The 15546-nt window shown below is 42.2% G+C and carries 14 protein-coding genes; 4 read left to right on the forward strand and 10 right to left on the reverse strand.

All coding sequences use genetic code 11. From position 1 onward, the window contains the following. Positions 1 to 346: 346 nt before the first annotated feature. The 7 genes from AB4274_RS02355 to dusA all read right to left on the reverse strand — a co-directional run bounded on the left by AB4274_RS02355 (position 347) and on the right by dusA (position 7534). Positions 347 to 1123, reverse strand: a complete 777-nt coding sequence (locus AB4274_RS02355) for a phosphoadenylyl-sulfate reductase (protein WP_372110806.1) — start codon at positions 1121 to 1123, stop codon at positions 347 to 349. After that, positions 1116 to 2843, reverse strand: a complete 1728-nt coding sequence (gene cysI, locus AB4274_RS02360; protein WP_017069028.1) for an assimilatory sulfite reductase (NADPH) hemoprotein subunit — start codon at positions 2841 to 2843, stop codon at positions 1116 to 1118. Before cysI ends, AB4274_RS02355 begins: the two co-directional genes overlap by 8 nt. Beyond that, positions 2843 to 4708, reverse strand: a complete 1866-nt coding sequence (locus AB4274_RS02365; RefSeq protein WP_372110810.1) for an assimilatory sulfite reductase (NADPH) flavoprotein subunit — start codon at positions 4706 to 4708, stop codon at positions 2843 to 2845. The genes cysI and AB4274_RS02365 overlap by 1 nt, the downstream gene beginning before the upstream one ends. A gap of 123 nt (positions 4709 to 4831) precedes the next feature. Next, entirely contained in the window at positions 4832 to 5062 is a 231-nt protein-coding gene (locus tag AB4274_RS02370; RefSeq protein ID WP_004735813.1) for a hypothetical protein, read from the reverse strand. A 202-nt stretch (positions 5063 to 5264) separates the two neighbouring features. Next, complete coding sequence (locus tag AB4274_RS02375; RefSeq protein WP_372110812.1) at positions 5265 to 5930, reverse strand: TIGR04219 family outer membrane beta-barrel protein; 666 nt, start codon at positions 5928 to 5930, stop codon at positions 5265 to 5267. A 135-nt stretch (positions 5931 to 6065) separates the two neighbouring features. Then, positions 6066 to 6287 (reverse strand): envelope stress response protein PspG, encoded by a 222-nt coding sequence (pspG, locus tag AB4274_RS02380; RefSeq protein WP_017059950.1) that lies wholly within the window; start codon positions 6285 to 6287, stop codon positions 6066 to 6068. Positions 6288 to 6493: 206 nt separating this feature from the next. Then, entirely contained in the window at positions 6494 to 7534 is a 1041-nt protein-coding gene (dusA, locus tag AB4274_RS02385; RefSeq protein ID WP_372104660.1) for a tRNA dihydrouridine(20/20a) synthase DusA, read from the reverse strand. A 207-nt stretch (positions 7535 to 7741) separates the two neighbouring features. On the opposite strand from dusA, the gene AB4274_RS02390 reads away from it, so the two are divergent. Together AB4274_RS02390 and AB4274_RS02395 are read left to right on the forward strand one after the other, a co-directional pair. After that, entirely contained in the window at positions 7742 to 8815 is a 1074-nt protein-coding gene (locus AB4274_RS02390; protein WP_372110815.1) for a tyrosine-type recombinase/integrase, read from the forward strand. A gap of 163 nt (positions 8816 to 8978) precedes the next feature. Continuing rightward, entirely contained in the window at positions 8979 to 9497 is a 519-nt protein-coding gene (locus tag AB4274_RS02395) for a hypothetical protein (protein WP_372110817.1), read from the forward strand. A gap of 84 nt (positions 9498 to 9581) precedes the next feature. On the opposite strand, the gene AB4274_RS02400 is transcribed toward AB4274_RS02395, so the two are convergent. Both AB4274_RS02400 and AB4274_RS02405 read right to left on the reverse strand, forming a co-directional pair. Then, positions 9582 to 10256, reverse strand: a complete 675-nt coding sequence (locus AB4274_RS02400) for a hypothetical protein (RefSeq protein WP_372110819.1) — start codon at positions 10254 to 10256, stop codon at positions 9582 to 9584. A 137-nt stretch (positions 10257 to 10393) separates the two neighbouring features. Beyond that, positions 10394 to 11383, reverse strand: coding sequence for a hypothetical protein (locus AB4274_RS02405; protein WP_372110821.1), 990 nt, complete (start codon positions 11381 to 11383; stop codon positions 10394 to 10396). A 496-nt stretch (positions 11384 to 11879) separates the two neighbouring features. On the opposite strand from AB4274_RS02405, the gene AB4274_RS02410 reads away from it, so the two are divergent. Further along, the gene (locus AB4274_RS02410) at positions 11880 to 12002 is read left to right on the forward strand and encodes a hypothetical protein (RefSeq protein WP_372110824.1); all 123 of its coding nucleotides are present in this window, start codon (positions 11880 to 11882) and stop codon (positions 12000 to 12002) included. 283 nt (positions 12003 to 12285) lie between these two features. Beyond that, positions 12286 to 13278, forward strand: coding sequence for an integrase domain-containing protein (locus AB4274_RS02415; protein ID WP_372110826.1), 993 nt, complete (start codon positions 12286 to 12288; stop codon positions 13276 to 13278). Positions 13279 to 13889: 611 nt separating this feature from the next. On the opposite strand, the gene AB4274_RS02420 is transcribed toward AB4274_RS02415, so the two are convergent. After that, a complete protein-coding gene (locus tag AB4274_RS02420) occupies positions 13890 to 15440 on the reverse strand; it encodes a DNA cytosine methyltransferase (RefSeq protein WP_372110828.1) in 1551 nt (516 codons plus the stop codon). Positions 15441 to 15546: the final 106 nt, after the last annotated feature.

Genomic DNA, 15546 nt, shown 5'->3' on the forward strand with positions numbered 1-15546 from the left:
ATTCTCAGTGTCAAACACTTTTGAAAATTAATTTCTACTTTCTAAAAGTAGGAGCGAATTATCGCTTAAAGCTAGTTGCCTTACTAACATTCTGCGCTGAAGCCTTGTGGCGTCTGCCGTGTCAGTGAGGCGGCATTATAGAGATGTTCATCACATTGGCAAGTGTTTATTAAAGAAAGATGCAAAAACAACGATTACATGGCGAATAAACACTCAAAGCCTTATTTGTGCAAGTTTAACTACAGAGTACTTACAAAATAACCACAGACTTATCCACAATTGATCTAATTTTCATCCTAGAAAACAAAAAAGCTGCCTCATGGCAGCTTTTTAAATGGCAACGAGTCTAAATCCCAGAACCATATTGCTCTCCATCATCTTCATGGAGACCACATTCTCGTTTCAGCCCATTAAAACGAGTTTCCTCTTCAGTCATACCCGGTTCCCACTTCTTAGTTGTATGTGTATCTCCAACAGAAAGGTAACCCTGCTCTCGAAGCGGGTGATAACCGAGACCATGCTCTTCTAGGTAATAGTGAACATCTTTATTCGTCCAATCGATTACCGGCAAAAATTTAAACACACCATTTTGGATAGATAAGATTGGCAAGTTTGCACGCGATTGAGATTGCTCCCTTCTTAAACCGGAAAACCATGTCCCAGCCTCGAGCTCATCCAACGCTCTTCTCATCGGTTCAACTTTATTAAGCTTGTTGTACTTCTCTATCCCTTCTATACCTTGATCCCAAAGTTTTCCATATTGCGCTTCTTGCCAATTAGGGCTCTGTTGGGCGCGAAAGACTTGAAGGTTTAGAGTCAACTTCTGACTTAACTCATCGATAAAGCGATAGGTCTCAGGAAATAGATACCCTGTGTCCGTCAGAATAACCGGAATATCTGGTTTTGCTTGAGTCACTAAGTGCAGCATTAACGCGGCTTGAATGCCGAAACTTGAAGACACAACATGTGATCCTTCCAAGTTTTCTAATGCCCATTTAACTCTTTCTAATGCTGTTAGCTGTTCTAACTCAGCATTAATTTGCCCAAGACGAAGTATTTGCTCCGTCTTAGTCAATGCGAGTAGCTCTGCTAACTTCAATTTTGAAGCGACAGAATTATGCATGCAGATCCCTCTTGGAAATAATCACCTCTTCGATGATGCCAGCTCGGATTGTAAAATCACCGAACCCTTCATTGTCGTTGCGTTCTGTAGCCCAACGTCCCACCAGCGAATCAATCTCCTCTAAGATCTGAGCTGATGTGATGTTCTCTTTATACATCTTAGGGATACGAGTTCCGGCCTTGTTGCCACCTAGGTGCATGTTGTAACGCCCCGGAGCCTTGCCGACTAAACCAAGCTCAGCCAACATTGCACGACCACAACCGTTTGGACAACCCGTAATACGAAGGATGATGTTATCTTCTTCTGGTAATCCATGTTTCTTCAGAATGTCTTCAACATCCGTTACAAACTCAGGAAGAAAGCGCTCAGCTTCTGCCATTGCTAAAGGACATGTTGGGAATGCCACACAAGCCATTGAGTTTTTACGCTGCTCGGAAACGGCATCATCCATCAGACCGTATTGACGTGCCAGCTTTTCAATTTTTGCCTTTTGGCTCTTAGGTACACCTGCAACAATTAGGTTTTGGTTTGCAGTCATGCGGAAGTCACCTTTGTGGATCTTCGCTATTTCAGCAACACCTGTTTTCAGAGCTTTACCCGGAAAATCAAGTAAACGACCATTCTCGATGAATAACGCCAAGTGGTGCTTACCATCAATGCCTTCCGCCCAACCAATGCGATCACCACGGCCAGTAAACTCATAAGGACGGCTTTCAGAAAATTCTACGCCTGCACGCTTTTCTACTTCTGCTTTAAATACATCAATACCAACACGGTCTAGTGTGTATTTGGTTTTTGCATTCTTACGGTTTGAACGGTTACCCCAGTCACGCTGAGTCGTTACCACCGCCGCTGCTACATCTAACGTTTTATCTAATGGCACAAAACCAAAGTCGTCAGCTTTACGTGCATAAGTAGAGGTATCACCATGTGTCATAGCAAGACCGCCACCGACTAACACATTAAAGCCCACCAGCTTTCCGTCTTCAGCAATAGCAACAAAGTTAAGATCGTTAGCATGGACGTCCACATCATTTTGCGGAGGAATGACAACCGTCGTCTTGAACTTACGCGGTAGGTAGTTGCTACCAAGGATAGGTTCTTCATCCGTTGTTTCTAGTTTTTCACCATCTAACCAGATTTCTGCATAAGCACGAGTCTTCGGTAATAGATGTTCACTGATCTTTTTCGCCCACTCGTAAGCTTCTTGATGAAGTTCAGATTCAACCGGGTTTGTCGTACATAGAACATTTCGATTTACATCACCCGCTGTCGCAATTGAATCAATGCCAATGCTATTTAGCGTTTGGTGCATCAACTTAATGTTCGGCTTCAAGACACCGTGGAACTGAAACGTTTGACGAGTTGTTAGACGAATTGAACCGTAAGAGGTACTTTCGTCTGCGAACTTATCAATCGCCAACCACTGCTTAGGGGTAATGATGCCACCAGGCATACGAGCACGAAGCATGACGTTATGTAACGGTTCGAGCTTTTGTTTGGTACGTTCGTTACGAATATCACGGTCGTCTTGTTGATACATACCGTGGAAACGAATCAACTGAAAGTTATCAGCAGTAAAGCCACCTGTTATGCGGTCTTGGAGATCTTGTTCAATCGTACCGCGTAGGTTATTACTTTCACGCTTAAGACGCTCATTGTCAGCCAAAGGTCCAAGTACTTGACCTAGCACTTCTTGCTCTATTACTTGCTTGCTCATTAGTACACATCCCTTTGGTAACGTTTCGCTTTACGTAAATCATTAATATATTGTTCAGCTTGCTCGCGGCTCTGGTTGCCATGCTTTTCCGCTATCGAAACTAACGCTTCATGAACATCTTTAGCCATTCGAGTCGCATCGCCACAGACATAGAGGTACGCGCCCTCTTGCAGCCATTGCCACACCTGCTCTGCTTGTTCGATTAAACGGTCCTGAACATAAACCTTTTCTTTTTGGTCACGGCTAAAGGCAACATCGAGCTTAGTTAGCGCGCCAGACTTGAGGTACTTTTGCCATTCAACTTGGTATAAGAAATCTTGAGTAAAGGTACGGTCACCAAAGAACAACCAGCTTTTTCCTTCAGCATCATTGTTTTCACGCTCTTGAACAAAACTGCGGAACGGTGCGATACCGGTACCCGGGCCGACCATGATGATTGGTGTATTGTCGTCTTGTGGTAATTTGAAGTTATTGTTGTTCTCAACAAACACCTTCACTTCACCACCCTCTTCAAGACGTTGAGCTAAGAAGCTAGAAGCTCCGCCTAAACGAGACTCTTCGCCTTTTTGGTATTCAACCAAACCAACCGTCAAGTGAACTTCTTCATCTACTTCTGCTTGGCTTGATGCAATAGAATAGAGACGCGGTGTCAGCTTACGTAACAGGCCAATTAACTCATCAGCCGATAGCTTAGTTTTCTTCTCAGCTAAAACATCGACAACTTGAGTATTACCCGCGTATTCACGAAGCTTGTCTTTATCTTCCACCAGCTTGATTAACTTCTTGCTGCCCGATAACTCAGCAAACTTAGCCACAAGTTGAGGGTTTGAAGTGGTAATCTCAAATTTACTCACTAGCGCACTATGGATAGATAGATTCTCACCATCGACATCGACACTTTCGATACCCGATAACCCAACCTTAGAAAGAATCTGATTTGCGAGTTCTGAACTGTTTTCATACCATACGCCTAGCGCATCGCCGGGTTGGTAGGTAATGCCCGACTCATCAAGATCAATCTCGATATGACGAACATCTTTACCCGAGTCACGACCCGTGATCTTTTGACTGGTTAATAGTGTCGCTGTATATGGATTTTGTTTGGTGTATTGCGAATGACCGGCAGCTGCTTGGCCTACTGGTAACTGAACGATATCAGCCTCGGCACCTGTCGATAGCGTTTCTTGAACTTGTGATAACGCTTTAGCGCGCCATTCCGTTGCTGACTCTTCGTAATCAACATCACAATCAAGGCGATCGACAAACGATTTCGCACCAAGCTTAGCGAGGAAGTTATCGAAGTCTTTAGCCGTTTGGCAGAAGAACTCATAGCTTGAGTCACCTAAACCAATCACACCGTATTGTAGGTTTGATAATTTTGGCGCTTTCTTCGATTGAAGGAATTCATGCAACTCAATCGCGTTATCAGGGGCTTCGCCCTCACCATTGGTTGAAGCGACGAAAATGACGTGTGTCTCTTTGGCTAAGTTCTTACCTTTATAATCACTCGCATCGAAAAGCTCGACGGCGATACCTAAGGCTTTTGCTTCTGCCTCGAGCGATTCAGCGACGCCTTTAGCATTACCGGTTTGAGAAGCGAAGATAATGCTGAGCTTACCCGCTGGCTTAGCCGCTACTGCAGCGGCCGCTTGAGCGATTGGCGCAGCAGCACCGACAGGCTGAGCTTGGCTCACTCCCCAAAGGTATCCACTGACCCATGCCAGTTGCTGTGAAGACAGTTCAGAAACAGTTTGCTGAAGATGACCTAATTGTTGGTCATTAAGTGGTGCTGCTAGCCCAGGTAACTCATTAGCCCCAGACTGTGCATTATTGTTTTGTGAAGACTCTTTCTTATTTAAAGACATGGTCACGACATCCCTAATCATTGCGTGACGATAGATTAACCACTCCTTTTAATAACAAGAAAGAATAGAAAAGTATGTTTTATAACTTTTTGGAAGTAAAAACCGATTGAAACGTAAATTGTCTTACTGGTTTTCAATGCGTACTTGCTGAAAGCCAACCGCCATTGCCGACTTAGATGCCAAGTCTAAATCCGCGTAATGACATTCTTCACCATGAACATCAGTAAGCAGAACGAAGCCACCACCCATATGACGAAACTCCACAACCCAAGACCCTTCTTGAATTGAGGGCTCTATGATGGCTTCAACTAACAGGTTTTCTCTATATAAATTTCTCAATTCATTGAGTGTCATATTCCATCCCTTGCTTTGACCTCACTACATAGACCTTATAAGAATAGACGCAAATTAGCTCTCTGTATTAAGGATGGTCGAAAGTGATGAATGTGCTAACTAATTCCAGAAAGATATATACTCAAGTAACCAATAGATATAAAAAAACGCCACTTAATAAAGTGGCGTTCTTAAAATTCGTTCTAAATTTGCTTTATATGGCCTAGAAGCGCACTTCAGCACCAGCAAACCAACCATCGACCATGACAAAGCTCTTGCCTAGTTCTGAGCTAAAGAACTCATCCGAATCTAAATCGATAACACGGTAACCACCACGCAGGGCAATCTCAGATTCTGCTACTGGAATTCGGTACTGAACACCCGCCATCAAGTCAGTGCTCTTAATACCACTGCTATCACCAAACTCGATGGTACCAATGATATCGAAGTTGGTGTCAGGAACGTTGATCTCTGCGTTACCGTAGAAGCTCCAAGTAAATTCATCAAAGGTTGCTTGAGTACTCGTTTTAGGCTCAATGTAGTTAGAGTTTGAGTACTGAGTGAACGTCACACCTGCATCAAAGTTCATCAGCTTGTGATCTAACAACGTGTAATAGAAGGTGTAATCGTACTTATCGAAAGCCAATGAATCTGCATCAACAGAAGTATAGCGAAAGCTAGCGTTTGGTAGCATCGGGGCATTATGCTCAAATGCGAAATACAACGAAGGTGAGTTAGAGTCATCATCTTGTCTAACTTCGTTTAGCTTTGTACTTCCCCACCACATATCGGCACCGACTTTAGCCGTGTAAGAAAACTCTTCTTCAGCAGACACTGCCGAGCTTAAAGATAGCATTCCCACTAAAGCAATTAATGGCATTTTATTCATTTGAGATAGCTCCAATTCCATATCGTTGTGCTAATTGTATGCACATTCATAGATTATTGGGGAAAATTCTATCACACATCTTAAATTCTCAAACGATAAACCGCTGACGATCAAAGATTTGACGACACCATGATCTTAGTAACGTCTTTGGTTAGAACTGTGTACAAAGTTTTTGAAAAACCACACACCGATTGCAATCACGATCAACCAAGGCAGTAACTTAAACACGACCCCCATCATACCTAAGACCAACATGACTAATAACGCTACTCCGGTTGCAGCCAATACCGTCATAAACGTGATACCAGTGACAAGTAGAGTTGCGACGAAAATAAGAACAAAGATTAATTCAAACATAATGGTCTCCCTAATGAGTTAATGACCTATCTTTCCTACTTTCTAACATTGCAGCTTCCATACCAAGTGTGCCAAACCAATAAAACCCTTATTTATCAGATAAATAAAAAGCCACACATCTTCATGCGTGGCTTTTCAGAAACTTACAGTGGTAAATTTAGCCTCTAATGGCGAATTTAACCTTAAGTTTTTAACTTAGAGGGAGCTTAAACATTTAGCTCTTTAGGGATCTTAGCCAATGCTGTTTGCATCACTTCAATACCTGCACCTTTCTTATGTGCGTTTTCACTGATGTAGCGACGCCATTGTCTTGCACCAGGCATGCTTTGAAACAAACCAAGCATGTGACGAGATATGTGACCTAAGCTTGCGCCATTTGAAAGTTCACGCTCGATGTACGGGTACATCTCTTCGACAACCTGTGAGCGCTTCTTAATTGGTGTGTCTAAACCAAAGATCTGTTGATCAACTTCAGCCAAAATAAATGGGCTATGGTAAGCCTCACGACCAATCATCACACCATCAAGGTGTTGCAAGTGCTCCTTAGTTTGCTCAAGAGTAGTAATGCCACCATTCACGGCAATCACCAGATCAGAGAAATCTTTCTTGATTTGGTATGCACGATCGTAATCTAGCGGTGGGATCTCACGGTTCTCTTTCGGGCTAAGGCCACTCAACCACGCTTTACGCGCGTGAATAGTAAATTGCTCACAGCCACCTTTTTCAGAAACCGTCGAAACAAACTTAGTTAGAAACTCATAAGAGTCTTGGTCATCGATACCGATACGCGTTTTCACGGTAATTGGAATATCAGTGACTTCTTTCATCGCTGAAACACAATCTGCCACCAACTCGGGCTCAGCCATCAAGCATGCACCAAATCGACCATTCTGAACTCGGTCTGAAGGGCAACCTACGTTAAGATTCACTTCATCATAACCGCGTTCACCAGCAAGCTTGGCACAAGCAGCAAGATCAACCGGGTTTGAACCACCGAGTTGAAGTGCAAGAGGATGTTCTTGCTCGTTATATTCTAGGAAGTCGCCCTTACCATGTAAGATCGCGCCCGTTGTTACCATTTCCGTGTACAGAAGAGTCTGCTGAGAAAGCAAACGGTGAAAGTAACGACAGTGGCGGTCAGTCCAATCGAGCATTGGAGCAACTGAAAATCGAGATTTTGGAAAATCTAAGCCAATATCTTGTTTTTCATTAAGTTTATCTGATTTGTGACTAGCACTATTTTGCATCATTTAACCCTATTTGTGCCCATTTTGGACCATTTTTCACCGACTGTGGGCACGTATTGGTCCCAAAAATTGGTAAAACTACAGCTTGTAAATTAACTAGCGAAAAAGACCTGCTTATTTGCAAAAGCCCTTTTCGAATCGTGGTTTCATTTGAAGAGCGCAGATTCTACATCAAGTTCAATCTGCGCCCAAGTATAGAGGTGCACGATGGCGTCATATCACATTCAAAAAATCAAAACACAATCAGGCATAACTAAATATAAGTGCCGGGTACGCGAAAGACAATCTGGTGTAACTACGGTTGATAAGACTAAGACTTTTACAAAGAAAGCATCTGCTACTGCTTGGGAAGATCAAGAAGTTGAGAAGATTGAAAGTGTTCGGCATGGGGGCATTATTCCAACGAAACAGACCATAGGTTTCTTGATTGAAAAAGCATTACAAACCCCCGAATTTTCGGATAAGCGAACTATGAGTTTCAACCTCCGACTTTTACTTCGCTACCCAATAGCCAGCACCACACTTACTGATTTTAACGATCATGACCTCATCAAGCATTGCCAATACCGAAGAGAACATGATGGTGTATTACCACAAACTATCGCTGTCGAGGTTTCAAATCTACGCTCGATATTTAAGCAAGCTAAACCTTTATGGCAAATAGCAATTAATGATGAAGTATTCAAATCAGCTCACCACACTTTAGTATTTATGGGCCTAGTCGGAAAAAGCGCTCGCCGAAGTAGACGACCAAATCAATTAGAAATAGAAATACTGGTCGCTGGATTAAAAGAGAGAGAGCAATCATTTGTCTCTTTCATTCCGTTTACCGACATTTTTGTTATATCAATACTGACATGTATGCGCATTGGAGAGATTTGCGATATCCGATGGGCTGACATCAATGAAACCCAACGAGCTGTTATGGTCAGAAATAGGAAAGATCCCCGTAAAAAGGCAGGTAACCATCAATGGGTACCTCTACTAGGCGATTCATGGGAAATCATTCAAAGACAGCCAAAGAATAATGAGCGCGTCTTTCCATATAACTCTCGCTCGGTTTCCGCAGGCTTTCAGCGGGTGCGAGATAGCTTAGGGATTAAAGACTTACGCTACCATGATCTTCGCAGGGAAGGAGCTAGTCGTCTTTTCGAAGCCGGTTTTTCGATAGAAGAGGTTGCACAGGTCACAGGTCACCGCTCCCTCAACACATTATGGCAAGTTTACACAGAGCTCTACCCGAACAGGCTTCATGGCAAGAAAGTTCGCTCAGTCATCTGATTTTGAAAACGGGGGGAGATATCTTGGCCAAATATGCACCTTGTGTAACACTAAATTTGTTCCTCCAAAGCTGAGGTGGGGACCTCAAGCAAGGGTTTAAGCCGCCTATATTGGCGGCTTTACTTTTTTATGAACTTAAACTTACAGGAAGTAGGAGTTTCTAATGAAGATCGCCAACCATTTAATTCTTTTGTCACTACCGTTTGTAATCACAGGTTGTGTGACACCCAAAACAAATGTCCATATAGATGGCCTCAATTACATCGATAACGAAATAGCTCAAGTACGGACTCGTGGTCACGCGTCTATTGGGAGTGACAGCGTCGATGCTTATGTTGAACAAGTTCAAGGGGTTAATGTCGAATCAGTTTCACTATTCAACACAAATAAAACATTCGCATTTCCAGCAAACAAACAACTTATGGTTACTTCTTCTTGCAAGATGACATTTAAAGGAGTGGATACCCCACCGAAGTACAAGAGATTCAGTACGACACTCTCTGCAGGCAAATGCTACATACTCGATGGACATAAAACGTTAACCACAACAGGAGCAGTCACAGAAATGGATGAATATGGTAATGTTCTCGACATAAAATATTCATCACTATCTAAGCAAACCGTCACCCCCTTTTGCCAAACATTGCACTTCAGACAAGTACCATGTGACAACATAAATTAGAAATTTGGTTTTGGTTCGTAGTAAATGCAAGAACCGAATATTTTAACATATTTGGCTTTTGCATTTACTCTCCAGAGATACACTTTAAATTAAACTGGGGTGATAACGTCTAATCTCTTGTTTCAAGATTTCCAAGTTCCGAACATTCATTTTATGAGCTTCTATATCTATCCCCTCAAATGAACAATACTTAATCAAGAGATCTGCCTCACACTCAAATGTAGAATAATACTGATTTTTTAAGTGGAAATATGTGTAAACAGCGGATGAGTTTTGGCGAAGAAACAAGCAAAACAGCTTATACTCAAACTCCTGCATAGAACGTTTAATTGCTTTAAAGTCGAAAAGACCAAACATGGGATCGCTAATTATATAGCAGTCCTTTATGTGCAACTCTAATTCTTTCCCCCGCATCCCACCATAGAACTTTTTATAACCGTCCCAGCGGCGCCAGTAATCCTTTATAACCCAGTTATAGCGAAATTCTTGATGAAAATTTTTCTCCCTCACCCTCTCCCTCTCAGTCGAAAAAGATACCTGCACCTCACCTTTATTAAGGTACTTATAGCGGCCAAGTTCTTCATTTTGAGCCATAGTTTTGCGATTCTTTTCCTGTTGAGGAATCGTATAGCAGCGTTCAACTTCTTCCTGAATAAACCGACCTAAACCAGTGACTATCTGAACTAAATTTTCGCGATTTGTATCAATGATACGTAAATTCTGCTCTAGGGCAGCAAAGCCCAATGATTGTTTGTCCATATAAACGCCTTTTTTGTTGGGATGGGACAAACGTAGTTTCAATCATCGTTGAGCTGTTTTTTTCAATTAGTGGGGCTTTTTTGGCTGTTTAACTGTCTAAGTTAGAAAATATAACGTCACCTTGCACTTTTCTATATCTACCAATCGTCATCAAAACCACCAGATGTAAAATCACTATCAAATGTGTCACTGTCGAACGAATCACTATCAAAAGAGTCACTTTCAAACGAATCGAATCCAACGCCATCATCACTAGAGTAATCAGTATCAAAGAGCGTAATATCATCATTTGAAAAAGAATCAGTACCGTAAGAGTTTCCCTCCGTATCAATTCCACCAACCCCACCAACCATTAAATTTCCATTAGCTGGATTGACAGCGAAATCATCATTATTGGTACTCATAAACTCTGCAGATGAGCAAGCTAACAGCAACGAATCATTATCTTGAGTGCCATTCAATTCTCTCGGCAAGTCAGCATAGTCATCACATCGGGAAGCCGAGTCATCCAAGTAACTTTCACTTGGATTACTCTCTCTTTCATAGAAATGCGTTAAGCGAAGGTCTGATGATCCTATTGAATCCTCTACATCATACTGAACACCGAATGAATCATCTTCTAAGCTATCAAACTCACAATCGAAACTACCGCTAATAGATGAACTGAGGTCATGGTAATTTCGCCTTACAGATGACTCTCTTCCTTTACTACCTGCATATCTGGCCACGACACTCTTGGTTCCACCATTTATAGCTGCAATAGCGACATCCAAACTCAAGAACTCAATATGCCTCGAACGAGAAAAAAGAACAGGCGCTTTAGTATTCGCCTCTACTGTATTTCTTTTAGGAGCGGCCAGTTTCGTATTGAGGGTTTTACGGTGTATCTCTAATGGCCTCAAAGCAGGTGTAGCTTCAGAAACTGGCTTTGACACATATTTAGGGGCCTCATTTAACATCCAGTCACGCATATGTTCAGACTGTACAAGGCTCTCCCAAAAAGCATCTCGGTTACATGGAATGCACCCAGCGATGATAAATCCAGCGAAGCCGCCAATAAGAAAACCAATAGCACCCAACAATAAAGCGCCTAGAATTCCAAATATCAAAGCGAGGTAAATATTCATTAGAGCCTCTTCACAAAGGTTTGGTTTCAACTTATGTAAACCATAGCATGACGATTTGCCTGCTCCCCCCGCTTTGACATCCAGCCCTCTTCTACTCTAGCTATAAAAATTTCAATGAAAGTACTAAACAGCTAAATTGGACTCCTTATTTGAGAAATGACCATAAAAAAGCAGGTATCTTGTATGTAAACCATGAGGTGAGAAAAGCATTCTTAATGCTGTGATTACCTCCCACATGTTAGAGCGCATGTACGAAATGCTCTCATCAGTTTGATGCCCCAATAGAGTATGTATTGCTCACTCACTCAAATGAAAGAACACTTTCAACCCTGAGAGTATGACTCCATTACTCAAGATTTATTATCTGCGTTGCGAAAAGGACCGCTAAAGTCTCCGTCTATTTTGGACGGCAGACAAAAATAGACGGAGACTGCATCCGATAACAGATCCATTGGTATCTCTAGCCTGACAAAGGTATTGAGAGGTATTCGAAAACATGAAAATGCATGAAATGCATCGAACCAATCCATCAGTTACTGCCGGAACTCGTGATCATTTCATTCACTTGTACGTGACAGCAGCCACCAAGCAGCCTGAATTCAACGGACAAAACCTCTAGCTGACCGCTAAGGCCAACCTCAAAGCAAAACATAGATTGTTCTCTTCCACTAACCAGTGGCGTCTTCGCCCACTCTATGTAAGCGCCTTTGAGTACCAACCTTTGCCAAGTCAGCTTCAACTGCGTAAGCGCTGGGATCGCTTCTTATCTTCCCAACCTCTGCTAATGACGTGCGACATTTTAAACGCGCATAAACACTTAACACGATTCGCTGCTTGCAGAGCCTATAACTGAAAGAAACTGAGAGGAAAGTATGAGTCTAACAAGGTTCCCCACATCTAGGATGGACAGAGAAAACCCTAATGCCAGAAACTGTGGCCTAGGATCCCGAGATATAAATCAAGCGGCTAAGAACGCGCTTTACGAAAAATTTAATGCGGGTCAAATCGGGTTCAAAACCGTAGCAGATCAAACAACTCGATTCACACAGTTCTCGACATTTATCAAAGACCATCATGGTGTCAAAGACATGAGAGGGATAACGAAAGAGCATGTAACGCAATACGCTCAAGAATTAGATTCGAAAATTGATAACGGCTCAATCAGTATCAAAACAGCACATGAGTACTTATCTGCCGTCAACTCCGTTCTTAGTCAGGCTATTGGGGATTCATCTCTTAGGGTTACAGCATCGGAAGCTGGACTTCCAAATCGTTCTGGCATAACTACGGAAAATAGAGCGATTTCCCAAGAACAACATAACAAAATCACATCACAGCTTTCTGACAGGCTCTCTGCTATCAGTGAAATGCAAAGGTCATTAGGCTTGAGATTCGAAGAGGCCTGTAAAGGTAACCCAGCAGCCATGCTAAAAGAAGCCATTATAAAGCAGAGCATTTCTGTCACAGACGGAACTAAAGGCGGTCAAGCACGAACAGTTCCAATCGTATCCCAAAATCAACTTGATGCACTTCAGAATGCCAGTGTCATTCAGGGACATCATCATTCCATGATCCCAGCAAATCAGAGCTATATACAATTCCAATCTCAATCTTATCGAAAGTTTGGAAAGCTTGATTATAAGTCACACGGTGAACGGCACGCCTATGCGCAAAACAGTTACACCAACCACATGCAACAGCAAACCGCAGTAGCAGGAATTAAATCAGTTGTGGAGTCGGGTTATAAGCATGGTTCTTCACACCACCAATACATTGCCAACAAAGTGGGGTGCACAGTTAAACAAGCTAAAGATTTTGACAGTGCGGCTAGGCTGTCCGTCGCGGAAGAACTTGGTCACCATCGAACCGACATAACAAATGCATATCTGGGGTGAACTATGACAAGAATGGAATATGAGTTAAACCGAGCTATACATCTATATCTAAGAACCGGAGGTAAAAAGAACCGTAAAAATCAGGTAGAGAAAATGAAGAGTTTTTGCCGAGATATTCAGAAGCATAATCCAAAAACAAGATCACTTGCTCAGATTGGGCGATCGCAAGTTTGTGACTTTTGGAGACGCAAAGCTGACCTAGCTCCTTCGACTAAGGCCGCCTATTACTACGCAATTTGTTATATTTGGGGGGAAGTACTTAATAGAAAATCAGCTCCACCACATTTCACGCATAAGTAATACAATAGGTACTCACGACAGCGCACTAATACAGAAAATCACTCGACTTCCAAACACGTTTTTGGACATCTTCGTTTTAGTGAAAATCCCTATTTAGCAAAAGTACGGAAAAGTCGCTTACGTGAATGTCCATTATCACTGGTTCAGATCACCACTACGAAAGGGGTCACAGTGGAACGGTACACTTTGCTGGTTAGGAGAGCTACCTTACGAGACCCACATGTACTTATCTGAGGTGGCTAATTTTCCGGTTCTTTAAGTACTTAGATGCGGGGTTCATCCATCGTTCACTTAAATGCGGACAGTATATATCACGCCCCTGCATAATTACTTTCAAGTAGTGTCATCACGACATTACCTATTTGCTGTGCCAAATATGGTGGCACAGCATTTCCTACCTGCACATACTGCTGCGTTCTTGTTCCTTCAAAAAGGTAATTATCAGGAAAAGTTTGTAATCTAGCTGCTTCACGAACGGTTAGGCTACGGCATTGCTGTGGATCGTAATGTATGAAGTAATGACCGTCCTTAGAGATGTGACTCGTCACAGTCGTAGCACACTTGTTTGCCGCTTGAGTTCGGAAACGATCAGCATGCGCCCCCGAATCCCAATTTTCATGAGCAGGAGCTAACTCTAATGGGTAATCTCTTGCTTTAGGTGATATGCCACCACTTAATTTGGTAAACGCAGCACTGTAAGCGTAGCGAAGTAAATCTGAGGTCATATGCCCGCGACTAGCATGATTTAACACACAACCAGGATGGTTATCTAAATACCAGTCCTGTATGTGAGTAGGTATATTGCGCTCTAATTCTAGAAGTCGAGAACTTTGACGCTCTAAACCTAGCATCGGTTCAAGATTTAAGTTATCGACAGACTCTTTATCGAATCGCGATTTCAAAATGTTTTTTAATTTTTTCGCATTTATTTGTACTTGTTTTTCCCAATCTTTTTGAATATCTTTTTGCTTAGACAAGCCACTTCTTAACGGAGGTAAATCAGACAGTACTTGTTCAACAGATACAGATTGCTCCATCGGTTGGAGGGTATCTGGTACACGGTCTATGTCTTGTCGAACTCCCAACAAAATTACACGATGTCGTGCTTGAGGGATTCCATATTTTTCAGAACGAATAAGAAAGTCTGAAGAATCTGGGTATTGAGGATCTTTTGGATCTCTCGCCTCTACAACAAGTGAAAAAACTCTATATTTAGCAACATCACTCACTTCTGTAACTAGTCCAGGATCTCTCAAATCTTCCAAAATCTGTGGAAACATAACCTTGCCATTGAGTTTGGCAGACAAAATACCACGTACATTTTCCATAACAAACACATCAGGTTGTGCTATGGATAATACTTTAAGATATTCTTTATATAGGAAGTTTCTATGGTCATTTTCAGCCTTATAGTCTTTGATCCCTGCATTGCGAGAACGTCCAGCTAAAGAATATGCTTGGCAGGGCGGTCCACCAATGACTATTTTGGGGCCTTGATGAGCTGTAAGTAGCTCACGAATGCGAGTATGAATTAGCTCGTTGTCTTCACCTAAAGCTCTAGGTTCTTCTAACGTTTCGTAAACAGCCTCTTGAGCTTGTTGAGGGTATAACTCAAAAATTTCATCCCGGGTCAACTTCCCACGAACATAATTGAAGTAGTCTTCTGATCCACTATCCAATTCTTTGATTTTTCTGTAGAAGGCACGTGTTGTTAAGGTTTTATGTGCTGAAGGCTCTTTCTCGACTGATACACCAATTTGGAACGGTTTATTACCATTGGTATCAGTTACAGAAGATATCCCCTCCCCAAGCCCGCCGGGACCCGCAAAAAGGTCGATTACAAGAACTTCACCAGTTTCCATTTAACTACTTACTATCAAAAAATTTCCAAGTAATCATACCAGGTTAAGATTATCGAGCAATTGATTTCTCTACTTTCGGTAGATTAGTCTTCAATAGCTTTTACAT

It is taken from the genome of Vibrio sp. 10N.261.55.A10 (assembly GCF_041470825.1).
Lineage (GTDB): Bacteria > Pseudomonadota > Gammaproteobacteria > Enterobacterales > Vibrionaceae > Vibrio > Vibrio crassostreae_C.

Coding starts and splice junctions, on each gene's coding strand:
- AB4274_RS02355 (WP_372110806.1), bottom strand. CDS start 1,123: ATGCATAATTCTGTCGCTTCAAAATTGAAGTTAGCAGAGCTACTCGCA.
- cysI (WP_017069028.1), bottom strand. CDS start 2,843: ATGAGCAAGCAAGTAATAGAGCAAGAAGTGCTAGGTCAAGTACTTGGA.
- AB4274_RS02365 (WP_372110810.1), bottom strand. CDS start 4,708: ATGTCTTTAAATAAGAAAGAGTCTTCACAAAACAATAATGCACAGTCT.
- AB4274_RS02370 (WP_004735813.1), bottom strand. CDS start 5,062: ATGACACTCAATGAATTGAGAAATTTATATAGAGAAAACCTGTTAGTT.
- AB4274_RS02375 (WP_372110812.1), bottom strand. CDS start 5,930: ATGAATAAAATGCCATTAATTGCTTTAGTGGGAATGCTATCTTTAAGC.
- pspG (WP_017059950.1), bottom strand. CDS start 6,287: ATGTTTGAATTAATCTTTGTTCTTATTTTCGTCGCAACTCTACTTGTC.
- dusA (WP_372104660.1), bottom strand. CDS start 7,534: ATGCAAAATAGTGCTAGTCACAAATCAGATAAACTTAATGAAAAACAA.
- AB4274_RS02390 (WP_372110815.1), top strand. CDS start 7,742: ATGGCGTCATATCACATTCAAAAAATCAAAACACAATCAGGCATAACT.
- AB4274_RS02395 (WP_372110817.1), top strand. CDS start 8,979: ATGAAGATCGCCAACCATTTAATTCTTTTGTCACTACCGTTTGTAATC.
- AB4274_RS02400 (WP_372110819.1), bottom strand. CDS start 10,256: ATGGACAAACAATCATTGGGCTTTGCTGCCCTAGAGCAGAATTTACGT.
- AB4274_RS02405 (WP_372110821.1), bottom strand. CDS start 11,383: ATGAATATTTACCTCGCTTTGATATTTGGAATTCTAGGCGCTTTATTG.
- AB4274_RS02410 (WP_372110824.1), top strand. CDS start 11,880: ATGAAAATGCATGAAATGCATCGAACCAATCCATCAGTTACTGCCGGA.
- AB4274_RS02415 (WP_372110826.1), top strand. CDS start 12,286: ATGGACAGAGAAAACCCTAATGCCAGAAACTGTGGCCTAGGATCCCGA.
- AB4274_RS02420 (WP_372110828.1), bottom strand. CDS start 15,440: ATGGAAACTGGTGAAGTTCTTGTAATCGACCTTTTTGCGGGTCCCGGC.